Origin of the sequence: Enterococcus florum (assembly GCF_004309355.1) — a bacterium.
GTDB classification, from domain to species: domain Bacteria; phylum Bacillota; class Bacilli; order Lactobacillales; family Enterococcaceae; genus Enterococcus_A; species Enterococcus_A florum.
This window is the reverse complement of sequence record NZ_BJCC01000034.1, coordinates 110,900-133,115: the sequence shown is the minus strand read 5'-3', so window position 1 is coordinate 133,115 and position 22,216 is coordinate 110,900. Positions and strand designations below refer to the sequence as shown.

13 protein-coding genes are annotated in these 22,216 nt (G+C 45.0%); 9 read left to right on the top strand and 4 right to left on the bottom strand.

Annotated elements, in window-relative coordinates:
- Positions 1–11 precede the first annotated feature (11 nt).
- Complete coding sequence (gene nuoF, locus NRIC_RS17445; protein ID WP_227873848.1) at positions 12–1,889, bottom strand: NADH-quinone oxidoreductase subunit NuoF; 1,878 nt, start codon at positions 1,887–1,889, stop codon at positions 12–14.
- Positions 1,890–1,996: 107 nt separating this feature from the next.
- Positions 1,997–2,497, bottom strand: coding sequence for an NADH-quinone oxidoreductase subunit NuoE family protein (locus NRIC_RS17440; protein ID WP_146623993.1), 501 nt, complete (start codon positions 2,495–2,497; stop codon positions 1,997–1,999).
- 542 nt (positions 2,498–3,039) lie between these two features.
- On the opposite strand from NRIC_RS17440, the gene NRIC_RS17435 reads away from it, so the two are divergent.
- The gene (locus NRIC_RS17435) at positions 3,040–5,433 is read left to right on the top strand and encodes a glycyl radical protein (RefSeq protein WP_146624020.1); all 2,394 of its coding nucleotides are present in this window, start codon (positions 3,040–3,042) and stop codon (positions 5,431–5,433) included.
- Complete coding sequence (locus tag NRIC_RS17430; RefSeq protein ID WP_146623992.1) at positions 5,415–6,188, top strand: glycyl-radical enzyme activating protein; 774 nt, start codon at positions 5,415–5,417, stop codon at positions 6,186–6,188. The genes NRIC_RS17435 and NRIC_RS17430 overlap by 19 nt, the downstream gene beginning before the upstream one ends.
- 80 nt (positions 6,189–6,268) lie before the next feature.
- Here the strand turns inward: NRIC_RS17430 and NRIC_RS17425 are convergent, their stop codons facing one another.
- Positions 6,269–7,261: a peptidylprolyl isomerase gene (locus tag NRIC_RS17425; protein WP_146623991.1), complete on the bottom strand. Its 993-nt coding sequence runs from the start codon at positions 7,259–7,261 to the stop codon at positions 6,269–6,271.
- A 407-nt stretch (positions 7,262–7,668) separates the two neighbouring features.
- On the opposite strand from NRIC_RS17425, the gene NRIC_RS17420 reads away from it, so the two are divergent.
- From NRIC_RS17420 to NRIC_RS17405, 4 genes are all read left to right on the top strand, one after another.
- Entirely contained in the window at positions 7,669–8,112 is a 444-nt protein-coding gene (locus NRIC_RS17420; protein ID WP_146623990.1) for a DUF3290 domain-containing protein, read from the top strand.
- Between the two features lie 12 nt (positions 8,113–8,124).
- On the top strand, positions 8,125–8,760 hold the full coding sequence (locus NRIC_RS17415; RefSeq protein WP_146623989.1) for a DUF421 domain-containing protein: 636 nt from the start codon (positions 8,125–8,127) through the stop codon (positions 8,758–8,760).
- 337 nt (positions 8,761–9,097) lie between these two features.
- Positions 9,098–9,433, top strand: coding sequence for a PadR family transcriptional regulator (locus tag NRIC_RS17410; protein WP_146623988.1), 336 nt, complete (start codon positions 9,098–9,100; stop codon positions 9,431–9,433).
- A gap of 2 nt (positions 9,434–9,435) precedes the next feature.
- Complete coding sequence (locus tag NRIC_RS17405) at positions 9,436–10,467, top strand: HAAS signaling domain-containing protein (protein WP_146623987.1); 1,032 nt, start codon at positions 9,436–9,438, stop codon at positions 10,465–10,467.
- Between the two features lie 66 nt (positions 10,468–10,533).
- Here the strand turns inward: NRIC_RS17405 and NRIC_RS17400 are convergent, their stop codons facing one another.
- Positions 10,534–11,619, bottom strand: a complete 1,086-nt coding sequence (locus NRIC_RS17400; protein ID WP_146623986.1) for an NAD(P)/FAD-dependent oxidoreductase — start codon at positions 11,617–11,619, stop codon at positions 10,534–10,536.
- A gap of 143 nt (positions 11,620–11,762) precedes the next feature.
- On the opposite strand from NRIC_RS17400, the gene NRIC_RS17395 reads away from it, so the two are divergent.
- The 3 genes from NRIC_RS17395 (at position 11,763) to NRIC_RS17385 (ending at position 22,114) form a co-directional block, all read left to right on the top strand.
- Positions 11,763–12,089, top strand: coding sequence for a PadR family transcriptional regulator (locus tag NRIC_RS17395; protein ID WP_146623985.1), 327 nt, complete (start codon positions 11,763–11,765; stop codon positions 12,087–12,089).
- 2 nt (positions 12,090–12,091) lie between these two features.
- Positions 12,092–13,057, top strand: coding sequence for a permease prefix domain 1-containing protein (locus tag NRIC_RS17390; RefSeq protein ID WP_146623984.1), 966 nt, complete (start codon positions 12,092–12,094; stop codon positions 13,055–13,057).
- A gap of 291 nt (positions 13,058–13,348) precedes the next feature.
- A complete protein-coding gene (locus NRIC_RS17385; RefSeq protein WP_146623983.1) occupies positions 13,349–22,114 on the top strand; it encodes an LPXTG cell wall anchor domain-containing protein in 8,766 nt (2,921 codons plus the stop codon).
- The last annotated feature ends 102 nt before the right edge of the window (positions 22,115–22,216 follow it).

The window sequence follows — 22,216 nt, the reverse complement described above, 5'->3', positions numbered from 1 at the left end:
TGCTCCACCTCCTAAATAACCGTGATCGCATCATAACGACAAGTGTCAATACATAAACCGCATTTGGTACAGATTGCTTGGTCGATTTCGTGGACTTGCTTGACTTCGCCGCTAATCGCACTCACTGGACAGTTTTTCGCACAAGCTCTGCAGCCGGTACATTTATCTGGCAGGATTCGGTATTGGATCAGGTTCTTGCAAACACCAGAAGGACAGCGACGTTCTTCTACATGGGCTAAATATTCATCTTTGAAATAGCGTAGGGTTGAAAGTACAGGATTTGGTGCTGTTTGTCCCAATCCACAAAGCGAATTTTCTTGAATGTGATAACACAGTTCTTCCATGCGATCCAAGTCATCCAATGTCGCTTTTCCCATGGTGATTTTGTCTAAAATCTCCAATAAGCGTTTTGTTCCAACACGGCATGGAACACACTTTCCACAGCTTTCTTCAACGGTGAATTCGAGGAAGAATTTGGCGATGTCCACCATACAATTGTCCTCATCCATAACGATCAATCCGCCAGAGCCCATCATCGAGCCGATCTCCTTTAGATTTTCGTAATCGATCGGTACATCATAATGCTCTTCTGGGATACAACCGCCGGAAGGTCCGCCGGTCTGAGCTGCTTTGAATTTCTTCCCGTCTGGAATTCCTCCGCCGATGTCTTCTACGATCTCTCGCAAGGTCGTCCCCATCGGAATCTCCACTAATCCGGTATTTTGAATTTTTCCACCCAGGGCAAATACTTTGGTTCCTTTGGATTTTTCAGTTCCCATCGTAGCAAACCATTCCGGCCCTTTATTGATAATTTGAGGGATATTGGCATACGTTTCGACATTGTTGACGATGGTCGGTTTGCCAAATAGTCCTTTAACGGCAGGGAATGGGGGACGTGGCCGCGGTTCGCCGCGGTGTCCTTCGATACTTTCCAATAAGGCAGTTTCTTCACCACAGACAAAGGCTCCTGCTCCTAAGCGCAGATCAAGATCAAAAGAGAAGCCGCTGCCTAAGATATGCTGACCTAGCAGGCCTTCCTTGCGCGCCTGGTCAATGGCAATCTGCAAGCGATTCACAGCGATCGGATATTCTGCTCGAACATAGATGTAGCCTTGGTTGGCGCCGATCGTATAGCCGGCGATTGCCATCGCCTCGATCACCGCATGAGGATCACCTTCTAGTACAGAACGGTCCATAAAGGCTCCTGGATCGCCTTCATCCGCGTTGCAAATCACATATTTTTGGTCGGACTGGCTTGCCTTTGCGAAAGACCATTTCATAAAGGTTGGGAAGCCTGCGCCGCCGCGTCCCCGCAGTCCGGAGACCTTCAGTGTTTCAAGCACGTCATCACGAGAATAATTGTTCAAGACTTTTGCCAGTGCCTGATATCCGCCGAAAGCAATATATTCTTCGATCTTCTCTGGGTCGATTCGCCCGCAGTTGCGCAAAGCTACTCGGCGCTGTTTATGATAGAACGGTGTGTCCATTAGTTTGTTGATGACTTCTTTGGTATCGCTATCATGATACAACAATTTTTCGACCAAATTTCCTTTAACCAAATGCTCCGAAACGATTTTCTTAGCATGTTTTGGTTGGACTTGGTGGTAAAAGACACCCTCTGGATAAATGATTACAATAGGTCCTTGTGCACAGAGACCGAAACAACCGGTCTTGACGATGTTGACTTTATCTGTCAACTCGTTTTTTGCCAATTCTTCTTTTAGCGTGTCTACAAATTCACCGCTTTTAGAGGAGATACAGCCTGTCCCCGCACAGACTAGAATTTCCTTCTCGTATTGATTTTCTTCGGCTTGTTCATCGTCCATCCGCATGAGGACAGACTGACGATAAGCGTCTTTTAGCTTCGTTAGCTCATTCCAATCTTTCATAGTTTTACTCCTGACTTTTGAGGCTTCATTCGACAACAGTTCACTTCAAAAACCATTCTAGAAAGGGCATCGATTCTTTTTAGAATGTCAAACAGCAACGTGGAAAGTTATTCTCTTTTTTGGAAAGTCACCAGCACCTTATCGGCTTTTTTCTTGGTTAAACGCCCGAAAACTTCTTCGTTGACTGTCAAAACGGGTGCTAGACCGCAGGCGCCGATGCACCGACAAGATTCTAAGGTGAACTTGCGGTCGGCAGTAGTTTCTCCCGGGTTGATATTCAGCTCTGTTGCGTAAGAGTCTAAAATATCACCGGCTCCTTTCACGTAACAGGCCGTTCCCATGCATACACTGATCGTATACTCTCCTTTAGGAACAAAAGAAAACTGGGAATAGAAGGTGGCAGTACTGTAAAGTTCTTCTAGCGGAATGCTCAGTTCGATTGAAACCCTTTTCAAAACCTCGATTGGTAAATACCCATAGATCCGCTGCACCTCTTGCAAGGCAGGCATTTGATTGCCGCGCTGTCCTTTTAATTGTTCGAGCCGCTCTTGAAACTCTTGGTATTGGCTTTCTGTTTCGATAAATTCAAATGCTGTCTCAATACTCATTTGCTTATGGCTCCTCCTTTCTTACTCGTTAACTCTGGGACACAACTTGCTTTCGCTATGTTTCAAAAACATCTGTATTTTAATGCAATTATATCAAAAAAAATTCAAGCTTTGTGATAAATCAAACAAATGAGAATGAGAATAGCTCTCATTGAATCTATGTTCTCTTCATTTTTTTATAGACGAGGGCTGCCTAATTGGGATTCGGTGAATTTTTAAGTCAGCCGATCGAGGAATCGAAGATAAAGCTTCAGCTAAAATAGCGTTGTCCATCCACCATTATTCAACAAGAGTCCATATTATTATTTTTAAAAGTTATCAACAAGTATAATTTTTGATAATATCAAAAACATTGGCATTATAAATCATATTGTCGAAATTCATCCTTCTATATAAGTTATTTATTGCGAAAAAATATCCGTTTAGTTAATAAAAATTAACAAAAACCGATTGAAAACTTTGTGTTTCCTAATCATTGAGAGTAGAATAAAGCTGAAGGTGATTTTCAGGAGTGAAAGAATGGAGGATCCCAGTTGAGAAAAATGTACTTTAATCGAATTGAAGCGCGAAAAGCTGCCCTCCGCAGTGTGCAGCCCGAGATCGATCTTGAAAATGCGCGGATTTTAACACAGGTGTTTCGTGAGACAGATGGAGAAGCAGTGGTCATACAAAAAGCCAAGGCATTCCGGGCACAGTGTCGGGAGAAAACTATCGAGATCTTCAACGACGAGCTGATCGTCGGTTGTCCTGGCAGTAAACTGCGCGGCGGCTTGATCAGTGTAGATACTTGTTGGACGATCTTAGCGGACGAGTTGGACACGATCAGCCAAAGAGAGAATGACCCGTTTCAATTGCGCGAAGAAGATCGGGCGTTGTTCTTATCAGAAATCCAACCGTATTGGCAAGGACGTTCTGTCTATGAGGCTTGGCAAAAACGAATTCCGCCGCAAACGAAAATCTTGCGAGATGCAGGTGTGATCCAGATCGATAAAAAAGTCGCTCGCGGCTTTGGCGATGTGACTGCCGGCTACAAGCAGATACTGCGTGAAGGGCTTGAGGGCATCAAGGAGACGATCAATCAAAAGAAGCGAGGATTGATTATGACAGATCCAGGTGCTTTTGAAACCAATGACTATTTGAATGCGCTTTTGATCGCGATCGAGGGGTTGGAGATTTTAGCAGACCGATATGCTGAGGAAGCGATTCGACTTGCCGACCAAGAAAATGACCCGAAGAGAAAACAAGAACTATTGATGATCGCTAATGTTTGCCGCCATGTTCCCAAATATCCTGCGGTGTCGTTCCATGAAGCACTGCAAGCGGTTTATTTCTATCATATGGCTTTATTTATGGAACAAAACGCTCAAAGCTATAACCCAGGACGAATGGACCAGTATCTATATCCTTATCTGCAAAAGGACCTTGCCGAGGAACGCTTGACACCCGATCAGGCACAGGAGCTGTTGGATTGCTTATGGATCAAATTTAATGAAACCTGCATTTTTCAAGATGCTGCCACTGCTCAATTTGTTGCTGGCTATCCGATGCTGCAAAATGTCTGCGTTGGAGGCATCAACCAATTGGGGCAAGATGCCGTCAATGAACTGTCGTACATGATTATTCAAGCGGCTGTCGAGGTTCAGTTGTTTCAACCATCATTATCTATACGCTATAATCTAGCTAAAAATCCGAACCGCTTTTTACGCAAGGTCGTTGAACTGATGCAATTAGGGATGGGTTTTCCGGCTTTTCACAATGATGATATTGGTATCCGTATGATGATGAACAAAGGTGTTCCCTTGAAGGAAGCCTACGATTGGAACCCTTGCGGCTGTGTGGAAACGAATTTGGAGGGACGGATGAAGCAATACACGTCTTTGGCAGACATCAATCTAGGCAGTGTGTGTGAATTGACCCTGACCAATGGCATTGATCGAGCAAGCGGACAACGTCTCACTCCCGAGACTGGCGATCCGCGAAGCTTTGCGGATTTTGAAGCCTTTAAAGAGGCAGTCAAGCAGCAGCTTTCTTATGTGATCAAGGTCTGTGTGCAGGGAAGCCATGTCATCGATGAAATTTCGTTGAAACGACCGGTCCCTGTCTTGTCATTAAGCCACAAGGAATGTATTGAACGCGGCTTGGATTATTCTCAGGGTGGTGCGAAATACAATTGCGGAAATGGTATCACTTCTGTGGGGGTTGCTGATTTAATCAATACTCTCGTTGCCGTTCAAACCCTAGTCTATCAAGAAAAGGCATTTACTATGGATACGCTGCTTATGGCCTTGGCACATGATTTTGAAGGGTACGAAGACATTCTTGAGTTGTGTCAAAAAGCGCCGAAATATGGCAATGCGGATCAGCGCGTTCATGAACTGACGAGTGAGATGTTTGTTTTTATTGCAGATGAAATCGAACAGTACCACAGCAAATTCGGCAAAATGACCGCAGGAATATTGCCTGTGACCGGCAATATTCTTTCTGGCCTCTTTGTAGGAGCATTGCCTTCTGGGAGAAAAGCAGGAACACCGTTGGCGGACGGAATCACTCCAAGCGTGGGAACCGATCTGGGTGGATCGAGCGGCATCTTGCAATCGGCTGCACAAATTCCACATGACCGCTTTGTTCAGGGGACCTTAATGAATATGAAAGTGGACCCAGAATTGATTCAGCACGAGCAAGGAATAGCGCAATTAATGGTACTGCTGAAATCAATCTGTACATTGGGGATTTTTCATGTCTTCATTCATATCATTGATCGAGATACGTTGCTGAGGGCACAAAAATATCCGGAAGAGTACCAAGGATTATTGATTCGAGTAGCAGGTTATACAGCTTATTTTGTAGAACTAGATAAGCATGTCCAAGATGAAATTATCGGCCGCACACCAAAAGCCGGCCTAGTAGCAGGTGAACCATGCAAGGAACGATATTAAGAATAGAACAAGGAGCTTTGCATGATGGGGAAGGGATGCGGACGGTCATTTATCTAAAGGGCTGTCCATTGCGCTGTGCATGGTGCTCCACGCCAGAATCACAGGAAATAGATTTAGAAAGAGAATACGGCATGCGCATGACTGTGGATGAAGTGATCGATGAGATTGAAAAGGATTCCGTCCTGCACTTCCATTCCAATGGAGGTGTCACGATCAGCGGTGGGGAAGCGCTGTTGCAAGCAGATTTTGTACGAGAGGTATTGAAACGCTCCAAATATTTGGGAATCAATACAGCGATCGAAAGCAGTTTTTGTGTACCGTATGAAGCGCTCCAAAAAGTAGCGGAATATTTGGATGTAGTGTTCGTTGACGTAAAAATGCTGACAAAAGAAAAACATCGGGAATGGACTGGGCATTCTAATCAGCTGATTTTGAAAAATATTCAGCGTTTTGCCAGAGATTTCAAACAATGCGAAATCCGCATTCGGGTCCCCGTGATTCCGACGATCAATATGGATCGTTTGGAGTTGTTGCGGATCGCTTGCTTTGCGTGCGATTTGGATCGTTTGGCAACTCTGGAATTGCTGCCTTATCACAAGTATGGTTTGCCTAGTTATCGAAAGCTGGGACGAGAGTATCCACTGCCAGAGATTGCTTCTCCTGAACCAGAGGAAATGTATCATCTGGCTAATTATCTGGCGCAGACAGTGCCGCATTTGCCAGTAATTACGTGTGGGAAAACATTTATTTATTAAGAATGAGGCTGTGACATCACTGTCACAGCCTCTTTAAAAACTGTATAAAAGGAAATGACCGCTTCTGTCACAGTCTTTTTTCAACTAATGATAAACTGGATTGAACGTATTTTTACAGGAGCCTGCAAGGGGGCATCCTCACTGTTGGTCGGCTGATCAGCGATTGCTGCGACTACGTCCAAACCTCGGAAAACTTGACCAAAAACGGTATATCGGCCATCTAATTCAGGCAGTCCGCCTAACGATAAATACATTTCCTTCACGTTTTCAGGTAGGGAAAGCTGAGGCAAGATGTCCGCATCGACCTTCGTGTTTTGTACGATAAAAAACTGATTGCCATTCGTGTGAGGACCGTGATTGCCTAACGCGCATGCACCGTTGAAGTGATACAACCCTCGATCCACTTCATCTTCAAAATAACCATCATAACTAGAAACAGCTTCCTCTCCAGAGCCATCCAATGCACCGCCTTGAATCACAAATTCCTTAATCACTCGTGCAAAGGGGGTATCGTCATAAAAACCTTGTTTTGCCAACTCAATCCAATTCTTAACAGCGAAGGGAGCTTGTTCTGGAAAAAGACGCAGCCCGATTTCTCCAATGTCGGTTTTTAAAAGACAGATCTCTTCGTTTTTCTTCGGCGCTTCCAGCTGATCCAGTGATTGCGGTGCACAATCGATCCCCTCGTCATACCACAGGACATCAGCGATTTTCCATTCGACATTTTCCGCATCCCTGAGACGTGCCATCATCAAAAGAACGGTGTGTTCAGAGTTATCGACTTGGAATTTGAAAAGCAGCTGCCCCCTCAAGTCATTGTAATCGTCATCAGCTGCGACTTTATAAAAAAGCTGAAAAGCGGTATAACGGAAAGTGATTCTGCGCGTTTCAAAGTGTTTGAAAAATTCTCGAGCCTGATCGATGGATGAACTATCTCCAACGAAAAAGGGAGTGATAGTACCGCCATTGCTAAGCTCTTGAACAAATGTTTCCAGACGTTCTTTAATCTCTAGTTCATCCCAATGGCGTGCAATCAAATGCCGCAAGGGTTTTTCCTTTGTGTAATCCTTCATAGGTCAGCTCCTTATTAATCACTGATTTTATTGTAAACAAAATGGAGCGGTGTGGAAAGGCTTTTAAGATTTCTTTTGGTACCGCCATTCGATCAATTCGCCATCGCGTCGGGCTTCAAACCAGTCAGGGCGAGCAGAAAATGTGGCTGATTTAAAGAGCCGATCCACGCAGCCTAGCAGGAACGGCGCCAATTAAATAGACCATTCATCCATCAGCTCGGCCTCTATTAGTGGGCGCAATCGTTGAACGGGTCTTGGGCAATGATCGGGCCATTCATTTATCAGGGGAACAAATGCCAAGAAAAGAGTTGCTTCAAGAGCGGATTTTTGCCGTAAAAAAAGAAACAGGCTAGAATGAGAGTAAAGGTATATGTCTAGCAAGCAGGTTCCAGATGAGGAGGGCTACTGTGAATTTTTATGGAATCAACTTTATTGAAAATCAAACCAATGTCAATGACTACATTAAATATGGCATTATTTTTCTGGCTATTATTTTTTTGATCGTCGTATTTAGCTTGTATATGCGGCATCGGCTGCAAACCAAGTATCGGGATCTGAGTATTTTGCTGCTGCTGGTCTTGCTATTTATGATGGGTGTACAATATTCGGATTACTCTCAGAATAAGAGCCGCTATACGCAGTCTTCTCAGATGGTGGCTTTTATCAAAGAAGTAGCAAATGAATTCAATGTGGCGCAACGGGATGTATTGGTCAATTCAATGCAGCTGACAGATGGTGTGGTCGTGAAAATCGATGAGGCCTACTATACTGTCAACCTGAGTATGGATCAAGGGTCGTATCGATTGAGTAAGACTTTTTTGATGAATCCGCAGATTATTGTCAACCAGTAAAGGAGAAACGTCATGCAAATCTATTACCCAGTGATTATCAAGTTTGTCTTAGGAATTATTTGTTTGATCATTCAAATCAATATTTCCGGCAAAGGTAATCTTGCGCCATCCTCAGCAATGGACGCGGTTCAAAATTATGTTTTAGGCGGGATCATAGGAGGAGTGATCTACAATGACTCGATCAGTGTTTTGCAGTTTGTGCTGGTATTAATTATTTGGACCTTTTTGGTCATGCTGGTGAAATTTCTTAAAGAACACAATCGATACATTAAATTGATTATCGACGGCAAGCCAGTCAGCTTGATTCAAAACGGCGAGGTGGATGTCAAGGAATGTCTAAGCCATGGAATATCAGCGAATGAGTTGATGTTCAAGCTGCGCAGCAATGGAATCTATGAGGTGGAGAAAGTCAAACGCGCAATTTTGGAACAAAATGGGCAGCTGACGATCATTGAATTTGGGGATGAAAATATCCGTTATCCGATCATCGTGGATGGACAAGCCAATCTTGATGTGCTAGAGCTGATTGAAAAGGACGCAGAATGGCTGGCAGCCGAAGTCCAGAAGCAGTCGTTCAAAGGCATTTCCGATGTTTATCTTGGGGAATATGTTTCAGGGGAGCTACGATTGAATGGGTATCATATATAATGCAAGAACGTTTGAATAAACTTTTTGAATCGCTTGAAAAAGTAAAGAAGGTACGTTGCCGTTCACAGGTGGTCCAAGTATTCAGGAGCTGTTAGTAATCGATGGGTTATTCATGTTCAGCGGGATTCTTTTGAGACTAAGCCCTATCCCATTTAATAGAATAGAAAAATAAGGATATGAAGTCTAGAGGCTAAAAAATCTTCTAGGCTTTTTTGCAGCGGCTGGGACAGCAATGGAAGTTAGTCAAATTTGAAAGAGAAATAATACGAAGGTTTTAATAATGTTAAATTGACTATATTGTGCGACATACAGTATAATCTTTTTGAGAGGTGATGAGATGAGCGCAAAAGATATCGTACAAAGTTACATCACTGAAATGAAGAGAGGAAGCTTGGTCCTAGCTGTTTTAGGCAGTTTTCAAAGGCCGTATTATGGTTATGCATTATTGCAGGAGCTAAAAGACAAAGGCATGATGGTCGAGGCCAATACATTGTATCCTTTGCTGAGAAGGTTGGAAAAACAGGGCTTGTTGAGTAGTGACTGGGACACGACGGAAAGTCGACCGCGGAAATACTATACCGTCAGCGAAATGGGGATCGCTGTGCGCATAGACTTGTTGAAAGAATGGCAAGCAATGCAGGCAAGTATTGAAGCGATTTACGAGGAGGAGTAGGAATGAAAAATTGGGTTGACCGATATGTAGCGGCAGTCATCAATCATTTACCGGAAAATGAGCAAGACGAGGTGAAGCAAGAATTAACAGGCAATATTTACGACATGCTTCCAGACGATCCATCAGAAGAAGAGGTCAAACAGGTGTTGGAGAGAATGGGTGCTCCCGAGGTCTTAGCCGAGGAGTATCGTCAGAATCCACGATACTTAATCTCGCCGAAAGTATACAATGATTATCTTCGATTACTGAAACTATTGGTACCGATCATGGCGATTATCGGAGCAATTGCAGGGATCATTGATGGTGGTGTCGAGGCATTTCAGACAAATAGGATTCAAATCAGTGAAGGAATTCAACTATTGACACGAACAAGTATCTCGAATGCTCTTTCTGCAGCGATGCAGACCTTGATTTGGGTAACGATTGGATACGTGATCGCAGAACGGACGGGCATGCTTGACTCAAATAGGAAAAAGAAGTGGACAGTCAAGAACTTACCAGAGCCCCTTACTGGCAAAGTGATTCCGATCTCCGATCCAGTGGCGGAAATCATTGCCACGTGTTTTTTCTGCGGCTTTTTAGTTCTGGAGGCATTAGGAAAACTGCCTTTTATGTTCTCAACCTCAGGCACAATAAACGGTCATGTGCCTTTATTCAGTCACCAATTCGCCAGCCGACTTTTTCCAATTGCTCTCGTTTGCATCCTGTTGACATTGGTGTCGTGCGGGCAAAAAATCGTTGATCGTCGTTGGACGAAACGGGTGAGTCTCTTGGCTGTTTTAGACAGTCTGCTTTCTGGCGCACTTTGGATTTTTTTGTTCTCGCAGCGCAACATTTTCAGTTCGGAATTGATTGACCTATTACAGGAACAAACGTGGTCGGATGGGGATATCCTGCATTATATTTCGACTGGCGATACTCAGGCGATTCAATGGATCATCTGCGGATTGATTGTTCTGGTGACGGTGATCGAACTGATTTCGATTCTGTCGAAAACCGCTAAACAACGCTCCATGCAGGCAACTATTGTTTAATAGATAGAACAAATACAAAGAACCACTCCTTTTTCCTATTGTAGGAATGGAGTGGTTCTTTCCTTATTAACGGATATAATGATCCAATGTTTTTTGATAGTTTGACCACTTTTTGTTTCCGTTATTTAGAAAATCAGCCAGCAGATAGCCGATATAAGGTCCTGTCGTCAAACCTGAAGAGCCCAAGCCGCTGGCAACGAGCAGCTGATCGGTCACTGCACCAAAGAAAGGCGAGAAGTCGGAGGTATAGGCTCTCGTACCCACCCGAACGTCTGTCAGGTGAGTCAAAAAATCACTCGGATCCCTTAGGTACTGAGCGAGACTTTCTAAGAGTGGAGAATAGGCGATTTTTGAAGGGGCCAAATCCCAAGCTTGCTCGTTTTCGTGAGTGGCACCGATCAACACCTTCCCTCGAGCAAAGGGAATCAAATCACCTTCGCCTTCCAGCATGGCTACTGGCCATTGTCCAGTATGAGGATCGTCGGTCTGGAAAACGAGGAGCTGGCCTTTTTGCGGACGGATGTCTACTTGATAACCCAGAGGAGACAGCAGTTGTTTCAAATGTGGACCCGGAGTCAAAACGATCTGATCATAATTTTTTAATTCTCCACCGACCTCTAATTGGTTTTCCTTAATTAAGCGAACCGACTGCTCAACAATCAACATTCCTTGAGCTTTTGCTCGATTGCTTAAATGGGTCAAGTAAGCTTGGCCATCCAGTCGGCCGCCGCCAGAAATCATCAAAGCTGGTTGAGGACGGAGAAGCGGGATTTTTTCGGCTGCTTCTAGGGCAGACAAATGAGAGATCTCGCCAATTTCCGGAGCTTCCTTTCTGTGGAGTTCGGCGAGCGTCCAAAGTTCATCCAGCTGGTTTTCTGGGCGAAAAATCAGTGTACCGCTTTTTTGATAAATGTCTGGGGTCAAAGAAAAGTCCAGAAGCAATTTCGGGAAGAAAGCTGCGCCATCTTTTGCCAAAGCATACCACTGTTTATTTCGTCTTTTAGAAAGCCATGGGGAGATAATGCCTGCGCTGGCTTTTGTCGCTTGCCCAACCCCCTCATCATAAAGTGTGACCTCAAACTTGTTTAAATTCAAATAGTTGGCGAGGGTCATTCCAATGATACCACCGCCAATGATCGCGAGTTTTTGCATGTCGTTCCTTCTTTCTGATTTTATTTTGGCATAGAATACTTTTTCCGGCAATGAAAAAAGTTCCGATAAAGTACTTTACCTGTCGTAGTAATTAAGCTATACTGATTACAACGATAGATGGAGTAATTTTTGGAGGTGGCAAAATGATTTCCAGTGACGGCATTCGCGGATACAATGATGTGATCATTTTGTCGGTATTGAGTGAAGGAGATTCCTATGGGTATGAGATTTCCAAGCGGATCAAGGAGATCACAAAAGAGATTTACATCATTAAAGAGACGACTTTGTACTCAGCCTTTAATCGCTTGGATAAGAATGGTTTAATCCAGCCTTATCCTGGAGAAGTCACTCATGGGAAAAAGCGGACCTATTATCGAATTACCGATCTTGGTAAAGCATTCTTGAAGGAAAAAAAGATCGAATGGCAGCAGACGAAAAAGGTTGTTGACCAATTCATGAAAGAGGGATGAAAATGGACACGATCAGAAACTATTTAGAAACATTATTTCTAGAGCTTCCAAAAACGCCGGAAGTCGAAAAAGCGAAGCAGGAGCTTTTAAGCAATATGGAGGATCATTACCTGGCTTTACGGGAGGAAGGGAAAAGCGAACACGAGGCGATCGGTGCGATAATCAGTGAGTTCGGTTCAGTCGATGAGCTGAAGGAAGCGCTCCAATTTGCCCATGGGGAAGAAGCAGAAGAGCCGTTGGAAGAGTTTCCGATCACAGTTGATGAGATGTTAGCGTTCATGGTGCAGCGGAAACGAAGTGCTTCGGGTCTAAGCCTAGGAATTTCCCTATGTGTATTGGCTGTTGCAGGCTTTATTGCTTCTGAAACGGGAAGATTTGGATTAGGACTCGGTTTTTTATCCTTCTTTGTTTTTGTGGCATTGGGTGTTGGCCTGATCATTTTCTATGGGATGCAGTTAGGAAATGAAGGCAAGCCGTTAAACGATCGATTTGTTTCAAAAGCTGTTCAACGTGCCGCTAAAGAAAGCAAGGAAGACTACCAGCGCAGCTTTCAAATCAGCATTGTTTTAGGCGTTTGCTTCTGTGTATTGAGCTTGATCCCATTTTTCTTGATCGAAATGTATGGAATCTGGAATCCAGGCTTTGGCATTCCGTTTATGTTTTTGTTTGTCGCAGCAGGGGTTTTCTTGTTGGTTTACGGAGGGGTTTATTACAGTAGTTTTGATAAATTTATCAATCAACGTTATTTTGTTGCTGATGATGATGAGCTGGGACCGAATGCGCGCAGGGAAAAATACGGGGATGTGGGAAGCATCGGCTTTGTCCTAGAAAAAGTTTTCTGGCCGCTGGTGGTTTGCGTATATCTCTTCTGGTCCTTCACGACAGGTTCTTGGGGCTATAGTTGGATCGTCTTTGTGATTGCTGGAGTAGCACACAGCGTTTTGGAAGGGGTATTCAAGAAGGTTTGATGTCAAACAGAAATAGTTAAGAAGGTCACCTCATGCACAGAGGTGGCTTTTTTGCGTGGTGGTTTTTAAGCAGTATTTCATAAGGATATACATTTACTAGATGGTGCTGAGAGACTTCTTTGTATTCTTGAAATGAGTGGATGTTCATCGACTTTTAGAGAGGTGTATTCGACGTTTTTTTTATTTATTTTCTATTCTTTGTTTCTTCTCATTTTCTAAGCATATTAATTTATAAAAAGCGGTTTTTTGCTAAAATTAGTGCGAAATTATTATTTTGAGGAGGGCTCATGAATGAGGAAGAAAATCTATAAAACTTGTTATTTTATAATGACGCTTTTTTTGCTTTTTTCAAATCTGATTCCATTGACTGTATTCGCTGAAACATTAACGCATGCTGAGACTGTTCATTTGGAAAAATTTGAAGTAGAAGAAGCGCAAGAGAATGAAGTGAAAGGAACCCTGCAGCTTCGCCTGAGCAATCAGGAGGATGCGATCGGGGAAAAGGTGCTGTCTTTTGATCAAGGGGTTGTCGTGAAGGAAGCAATTCAAGAAGGTGATCAGCCAGTGGCTTTCGAAAAGGTCAACGAGCCTTCCTTGATTTCCAGTCTGAGCGCGGAACCGACCACGGATTCCAGTGATGGGCTGAAAGAGGCTCCGTTACAACCACTGCAGCCAACACCGATTCAAGCCAATCAACTACGGATCGTTGTTCAGCCCCACACGCAGACTAGCGTTCAATTGCTGCTGACGTTGCAACCAACCCAAGAACAGACTAAAATCACTGCTGCCGTGGATCAGCAGCAGCTTTCTGCGGAGATTCCGCAAGAACCTGAAGCGAGCTCCACGAGTGAAGAAACCACAGAATCCACTATTGACAGTGAATCGTCAACAACTAGCAGCACAGAGAATTCAACGGAAATCTCCAGCTCAGAAGAACCTGCACAATCTACAAAGGACAGCACGGATTCATCAAAAAAGACAGCGGAATCATCGAAGAAAAAGCAAGTGGCTCCGCAGCGAGCCGCTGCTGACATTAAAGAGTTGATCGATCAGTATTCTCCTGGCGACCAATTTATCGACAGTGTTCAGGTGAATATTCCGGATCCTGCAACGATCAATCAATCAAGTAGTGTAACAGTCAATTTTTCACTGCCGGAGACGGTTCGGACACAAGTGCAGATTGGCGACTACTACGATATCCCTTTGCCAGATGCCTTAACGATTCCTAATAGTATCGGCCCCAATCCGCTAGTCGATCCCAATGATCCAGATAAAATCTGGGGCCAATATACGATTGATAAGGAAGGTAAAAAGATTCATATCGTATTAACAGATACGGATGGAGGACAAACGGGTGAGTTTGATCCATTGCAAACAGGAATGATCACCTTTGAAACACAGTTTGACCAGCGAGTGATCAACACCCCAGGCCGAAATCAGATTATCTACCCGAGTGTATATAACTTGCCGCCACAGGAAATAACGATCAAACCGGAGACCAGTACGTCTGTTTCAAAGGCAGGGAACTTTGACAAGCAGAAAAATCCTGAAAAAATCATCTGGTCAGTGGATGTGAACAAGGATCTGTCTTCTCTGGATGCACCGACATTGACAGAGAATTTCCCAGCTGGTACGACCTACGAGTCGGTTCAAATTTTTCCAGCACAGGTCGATTTTAATGGTACCATCACTTCGGTCAGTAATACAGCTTTAGGAACAGACCGATATACAGTCGACGGGCAAGGAAATATCAGCTTTAACGGCACGGTCGACCAAGCGTACCGTATCGTTTATCAGACACGGATTAATGACGATGCCAAGCCAAATACCGGTGGCAACCCGACATTTACTAATAATGCAACCTTCAATGACCTGCCAGCCAGCGCTAGTGTGACCGCGGATTACGGCAAGCTAATCGAAAAGAAGCAAAACAGCTATGATCCGAGCAGCCAGACTTATCATTGGACGATCCAGTACAATTATGGGCAAAAAGGCATCGTTGATGGGGCTGTTGTGACGGACAATTTCTCCAAAAACTTGACGATCGATCCAGAAAATGTACGTTTGTATTACATGAATATTGGCACAGACGGCAGGGTGACGAGAGGACAGGCGGTTCCTTCTGATGCGTATGCAATCAACATCGCTGAAGGTGACGAGACGAATCGGCTGACTGTGACCTTTAACGATCAGGTGCAGCAAAATCAGGCGATCGATATTCAGTACTCATCAAAAGTCAACGCAGTAGTTTCTGGGGAAAATAATCCTGTTATCACAAACACTGCGGACACAGGAGGAACTACGACGATCCCAAGTATCACGCCGCCGCGTCAGCAAGCAGTGATCAAAAATCGTCCGATAGTGGAAGTAGGAGAAAAGGTAGCCAAGTGGTCGATCGATATCAACCGTAACAATTATGAACTGAACAATGCTTCATTCAAGGATACACTGCAACATTCCAATGAAGGATATACGTCAGTCCCGTTTTATCCGGAAGGTGGAACGGATCAATTTGGGATCAAAATTACAGATACCACAAACAACCGTACATTAAAAGGTGCGATGTATTTAGATAATCAGCTAATTGCCGGAAGCGCGAGCAATCCCGATTTTGAATATCGTGTGGTGACGGGCGGAACTGCTGGGGAGGGTGTACAAGGTGCACCGTATCAGTATTTTACCTTCCAATTTGTAAATGACTATGCCAAAACGAATGACAGCTTCCGTGTGGAGTATCAAACGCAATACAATCAGTTTGCAGAGACCAATCCGCCAAATCCGCAACGGGTGACGTACAATAACGGCATTGAGATGGCTTGGACAGGAGAAAACAATACCGAGTACCATTCCAAGTCCAATAACGGCTTTGAAACTAGTACAGATGAAGCCAATCAAGGCGAAAAATCAGGCAGCTACAATCCGCAAACCAAAGAAATCACGTGGACGATCATTGCCAATTACAACAATGTAGGCATTTCAGGCTTCAGCTTTAATGATCCGATCACCGGAAATCAAGTTTACATCAAGGATTCGCTGCAGCTTACTCGAGGAACGATCAATGATGCGAATGGCCGATTTGTCCCTACATCTGCTGCATCCTATGCAGGAGAGCAAAAAGAAGAAGGCTATATCAATGTGCAAGAACCTGAAAAGTTCTACAGCAATGGCACTGTAACTGATCCGGAAAATGCCAACAACCAGTTAGACATCGAATTTGGAAAAAACAATGATATTCCAGGTTGGGATGCTGATGGCTCACCAATGGTATACCGAATTGTTTTCAAAACGACCCTGCAAGGCCAGATCGTTGAGGACCAAGCAACATATGAAAACACGGCCCATGTAACGATTGGTGAGACGACAGAAAATCTTCCAGCATCGATCTCTTTTAGGTACAACGGGGAAACGGTTAGTAAAGACGGCGAATACGATGCAAATACCACTCAAATCAACTGGGGGATTTGGCTGAATCGCAGTCAATCTTTATTGGTAGAACCAACCATCACGGACAATCCTTCCGGCAACCAAACCCTGATTTCTGATTCAATTGAAATCCGCAAGGGGCAGGTAGCCGCAAATGGGACAGTCAGCCAAACGAATGATGCGCTGCAGCGAGGGCGTGATTATTCTGTTAATATCATCACCAATAATTCAACTGGACAGCAGCAGATGGTGATTGCTTTTACGAAGGACTATTTAGAAGCGGGCCAAATGCAAGGCGGATTTATCGAAAAACCTTACTATATCACATATAGTACCCGACCAAACTTTACTTTACAGCGAGAAAATGTCAGCAACTCCATCAATGTGACTACAAAGCAGGGAGAAATTCCCCATCCAGGGACGGAGCATACGGAGCAGGTGGTGATCTCCAATACCAGCGGGATCGCGGTCGGCCAAAAAGGCAGGGTGACCATTCGCAAGGAAAACAACAACGGAGCTGTTCTAGTCGGGGCTAAGCTAACCCTAACCCGGGTTTTTGCCAACTCAAATATCCCAGAGCAACAGCTTTATGAAGTCACGACGGATCAATCGGGGCAAGCTACCTTTGGCAACCTAGTGTACACCAATCCAGATCCGGTCAATGGTTTCCGCTATGTGTTGAAGGAAACAGAAGCACCTGACGGCTACACCATTAGTGAGGAATTATTGAATGGCATTGATCTAACAGTGAATCAGGCTTCATCGACAGCCGGTGCGGTCAAGACAATCACAAATAACCCCGTCTCTGTGCGATTTGAAAAACAAGATGCGGATGGTACCCAGCTCTCTGGAGGTTTATTCGGGGTAGAGAAACAGGATGCCGATGGCAACTATGTCCAGATTGGGCGAAGCTTTGAATCGACTGTGAGTGGCACAGATTTGACCAACTTAACAGAAGGAAAGTATCGGATCTACGAGATATTACCCCCGACCGATACGGATGGAAACTTACAGTATTTGATCAATAAAAATCGAATTGCTTTTGAAGTTCGCGAAGAATCGAACGGACAGCGCAAGGTGTATGTGAATGATCAAGAAGCTGACACCATCGAGATGACCAATTATCGCGGCAGTGCTCAGTTGTATAAAGTGGATGAAAACGCTGATCCGTTGCCAAACGCCGAATTTTCTGTTGAGTGGGCCGGCTTTGACTCTGAAGAATACGCAGCGTATCGTTCAGACAAGAGATATGAGACCGATAATCAAGGGGTATTAAATCTGACAGATTTGATCCCTGGGAAATACCGGGTCAAAGAAGTGGCTGCGCCAAATGGTTATTTCGTGAATAATCAAGAATTCAACTTTACCATTCAAGGTGACGCCAGTGATCAAGCACCTGTCCCCCTTCAGTTGAATACCCAAGACGATCCGCTGATCGATTATTTAGGCAATGCTCGTTTTAGAAAAATCGATGGAACCGTCAGCGATGTCGTCGGATTAGCGGGTGCTAAATTCCAGTTGTATGAAGCGGATGGAAGCACTACGATCGGCAATCCTGTTACCACAGATGTCGACGGGTATTTTGGTTTTGAAGATTTAAAGGCCGGAGAAACATATGCCATCAGAGAGACCCAGGCACCAGGCGATTTCATTATCAATGATACATTGATTCGCTTTACGATGCCGACTTCGATCAGCAGTAATCCAACCTTTATCACGGATGAAACCGAAAAGCTGGTGTACGATGAACAAACGCCAGTGAAAAATTACAGAGAACATGTTCGCTTCCAAAAGCTTGGACAATCTGATCCAAGAGATAATCAACGAGAAGCTTTAGCAGGAGCGAAATACCAGTTGTTTACAGCAGACGGAGAGGATTGGAAGCCAGTTGACGATCCGCAGCAGTATGGCGCGGATGCGGATGGCAATTTTGTTTCTGAACTGGACGGCTACGTTCGGGCAGGTGACTTAGGACCGGGTTCTTACAAGTTTGTAGAGGCGGATGCACCAGCAGGCTTTATCAAGAATACTCAGGAAATTCCGTTTGCAGTTCCGAACAGTGGAATCGGTGATCCGGGCATTTTAGATATCGATATCTCTGGGGATGCCAACGTCAACTACCAAGGGGCCGCCGAGCTGACGAAGACGATAGAAAATGGCGATCCGCTTGAAGACGCCGTTTTCGGAGTCTATACTCAGGACGATCAGAAAGTCTCTGAAGTGAAGAGCGATTCGAATGGAATAGTCTATGCCAGCGGGTTAGCTCCAGGAAATTACTATTTCAAGGAGTTAAGTACTGAAGGAGATACCTATATCCTAAACAGTCAAACAATTCCATTCACGATCATTTCCGAAACTAGCAGCAAACCGGCAGTAGTGACTGCGAATAACGCCGGACCTTTGGCCATGACCAATTATTTGGGCGCAGCTGAACTGAAAAAGGTTGATCAAGACGGCAATGGTCTTCCGGGTGCAGTCTTCAAGATTTACGATGAGGACAATCGCTCGGTCCAAGATGACACCACATTTACCACGAACCCGCAAGGAACCGTTCGGATTGATGAGTTGTCACCAGGACGCTATACCTTTGAAGAGGTGCAGGCACCTGCAGGCTATATTTTGAACAGCACGCCAGTAGCCTTCACAATCGAAAAGACAGCAGACGGCGAACCTGCTATGGTTACTGCGAACAGCGAAGGCGATCTGCAATTGACCAACTATCAAGGCTCTGCTCGTATGACCAAGCAAGATGAAGCCGGCAATGGATTGGCTGGTGCCAAGTATAGCTTAGAACAACGAAATGGCAATCAGGACTGGGCGACAGTTCCAGCCTATCAGGATGATGCGGATTGGATGACCTCCCAATCAAATGGCGAGGTCACTGCGGAAAATCTGGCGCCTGGCACCTATCGTTTTGTTGAAAAGGCTGCACCAGCAGGTTATCTTATGAACACGACCAATCTGCCCGCTTTTGAAATCACGGCTACGAACAGCGGAGCATTGCCTGTTGTTACGACCGATACAATGAACCAACCATTAGCTGCGATCAATTACCAAGGGACTGCTCATTTAAAGAAAACCAATGCGGACAATCAGCCATTGGCAGAAGCGACCTTCAAGTTGATTTATGCCTCAGGAGAGAATCAAGGGGCGACCGTTTCTGGACAAGAAAAGCTAACGAGCAATCAGGATGGAATCGTCACTGCGGTCGGCTTAGCACCGGGAGAATACCGATTTGCAGAAACGGCCGCTGCACCTGGCTACGTGTTAAATACTAAACCATCATCAGTCTTTACCATTGAAGCAGAAAATGCAGGCAAGCCGCAGCCTGTCGACGCAGGCCGCTTCCTGAACTATAAGGGAAGTGCCCGTTTAGAGAAGACCACTCAAGCAGGAGACCCATTAGCCAATGCAGTCTTTACTATTTATACTAGCGACGATCAGAAGGTGGCGGACGCACAAAGTGATAAAGATGGAAGTGTGTTGGTTGAAGACTTAGCACCTGGGAGCTATTACTTCCAGGAAGTCAGTACTGAAAATGACGAATATCTTGTCAATCAACAGAGAGTGACGTTTACGATCGCTGCAGAAGCCAGCGGCAAGCCGACAGTCGTCGCATCGAACGAACAAGGGCCGTTGATGCTGACTAATTACCTTGGCTCGGCTCAGCTGAAAAAAGTTAATCCAGAGGGACAAGGTTTAGAAGGCGCGATCTTTGAGATTCGTGATGCACAAGGCGAACTAGTCCAAGCAGATCAAACCTTTGAAACCACTGATGAAGGAATCGTAACCGTGGATCAACTAGCACCTGGTGATTACACCTTCGTAGAAGTTCATGCACCAGGCGGCTACTTGATCAATACGACACCGGTTCCGTTCACGATTGTGAAAACGGCGGATGGAGAGCCGACAGTCGTCGATGCTGGAACTCTGACCGATTACCAAGGTTCGGCAAAATTGATCAAACAAAATGAAGCGGGCGATCAGCTGTTAGCCGGAGCAAGCTTTAACCTGGAAGTACAGGATGCTGATGGTGACTGGGGACCAGTCGCTGGACAAGCAGATCGGACAACTGAAGAAGATGGTGCGGTGACCTTTGATCGATTGGCTCCTGGTACCTACCGTTTTGTTGAAAAAGCGGCACCAGAAAACTATATTTTAAACACAGAAGACCTGCCAGCCTTTGTAATTCCAGCAGCCCATGAAGGCAGCTTGGACACCGTAACGCAATTCATTGATGCCAGCGGGGAGGAGCAAGTCTTGACCGCAACCAATTATCAAGGGACTGCCTTACTGCAAAAGACTGACGATAACCAAGAACCAAATCCATTGGAAGGCGCGACCTTCAAGGTGGTCTATGCAGACGGCGATCAGGCTGGGAATTCTGTCGTTGAAGGGCTAGTCAGCGATGCAAATGGAATTGTTACAGCTTCAAACTTGGCACCAGGCGAGTATCGATTTGTTGAGACTGAGTCAGCACCGGGGTACATGTTGAATGAAACACCGTCCACGGTCTTTACGATCGAAGCGGAAGCTTCAGGTAAGCCAGAAGCTGTGAAAGTCGGCACCTTTGTCAACTTTAAAGGTACTGTCAAGATGGAGAAAGTCGGCGAAACCAAGGGCAAACAAACTCCGCTGGCCGGCGCTGAATTTGAACTGTACGATGTGACGGATGATTCTGAAGGCCAGCTTGTGACGACAAGTACACCGTTGATCTCTGATGAGGACGGAGGTATTACGATCACCGGATTGTCTCCAGCCGATTACGAGCTGAGAGAAGTTTCGACCTCCGATGGATTTATCGTGAATACCGAACCGATCGATTTTGAGATCAAATCTTCTGCACCGCAACAAGAAGTCAAGGATCTTGGCAAGTTCGTCAATTACAAGCAGCAGATCACCTTGACCAAGCAGGATCAAGAAGGGAAAGCGTTGGCTGGCGCCGAGTTTGAACTATTGAGTCAGCAAGGCAATCCAGTGCCAGGCTTTGCAAAAGTCACAGCGGACGAACAAGGAATCGTCAGTATCACAGACATTCCTCAAGGAAACTATCGTTTGAAAGAAACCAAAGCACCGGAAGGATATCTAATCAATACACAGCCTGTTGACTTTGAGATTTCCAGGCAGCACCAAGGCCAGCCGGATGTGATTGATCTTGGGACCTTCGTCAATTACCAAGGCCAGCTGCGTTTGACGAAAGAAAATCAAGAAGGCGACAAGCTGCGAGATGCGATTTTCCAATTGCTGGATAAAGAAAGCAATGTGCTGGAAATGGCTGTCGGTACCGACCGTAACGGTGTGATTGAGTTAGACAAGCTGGCACCGGGCACGTACTATTTCAAAGAAACGATCGCACCAAACGGCTATCAAAAAGAAGACAAACGCTATGAAGTAACGATCCCGGAAAAAGCTGCAGGAGAACCAAAAGAGGTAGAGATTCAGGTCGTGAATAAGCGGATTCCGCCAAATTCGTCTCATACACCAAACACACCGAATGCTCAAACACCAGGTTCCTTTGGCAGCAGGTACCCGAGGACCAATGACCGTCCGCAGCCATGGTTGATGGGACTAGGTACATTGATGCTCGTTGGGGCCGGCTGGATCGTTTGGAAACGCAAGAAGCACCAAGAATAAGAAAGAAAAACTGATCTGCAATGCTGCAGGTCAGTTTTTTTTATAAGCTTTTAAAAAAACTTGCTTTTGAGTGTACTTCAACGGGTACAATAGAAGCGAGGT

Excerpts from the sequence above, each read along its gene's own strand:
- NRIC_RS17395 (WP_146623985.1), top strand. The coding sequence starts at position 11,763 with ATGATTTCCAGTGACGGCATTCGCGGATACAATGATGTGATCATTTTG.
- NRIC_RS17385 (WP_146623983.1), top strand. The coding sequence starts at position 13,349 with ATGAGGAAGAAAATCTATAAAACTTGTTATTTTATAATGACGCTTTTT.
- NRIC_RS17390 (WP_146623984.1), top strand. The coding sequence starts at position 12,092 with ATGGACACGATCAGAAACTATTTAGAAACATTATTTCTAGAGCTTCCA.
- NRIC_RS17400 (WP_146623986.1), bottom strand. The coding sequence starts at position 11,619 with ATGCAAAAACTCGCGATCATTGGCGGTGGTATCATTGGAATGACCCTC.
- nuoF (WP_227873848.1), bottom strand. The coding sequence starts at position 1,889 with ATGAAAGATTGGAATGAGCTAACGAAGCTAAAAGACGCTTATCGTCAG.
- NRIC_RS17430 (WP_146623992.1), top strand. The coding sequence starts at position 5,415 with ATGCAAGGAACGATATTAAGAATAGAACAAGGAGCTTTGCATGATGGG.
- NRIC_RS17425 (WP_146623991.1), bottom strand. The coding sequence starts at position 7,261 with ATGAAGGATTACACAAAGGAAAAACCCTTGCGGCATTTGATTGCACGC.
- NRIC_RS17415 (WP_146623989.1), top strand. The coding sequence starts at position 8,125 with ATGCAAATCTATTACCCAGTGATTATCAAGTTTGTCTTAGGAATTATT.
- NRIC_RS17410 (WP_146623988.1), top strand. The coding sequence starts at position 9,098 with ATGAGCGCAAAAGATATCGTACAAAGTTACATCACTGAAATGAAGAGA.
- NRIC_RS17405 (WP_146623987.1), top strand. The coding sequence starts at position 9,436 with ATGAAAAATTGGGTTGACCGATATGTAGCGGCAGTCATCAATCATTTA.
- NRIC_RS17435 (WP_146624020.1), top strand. The coding sequence starts at position 3,040 with ATGTACTTTAATCGAATTGAAGCGCGAAAAGCTGCCCTCCGCAGTGTG.
- NRIC_RS17440 (WP_146623993.1), bottom strand. The coding sequence starts at position 2,497 with ATGAGTATTGAGACAGCATTTGAATTTATCGAAACAGAAAGCCAATAC.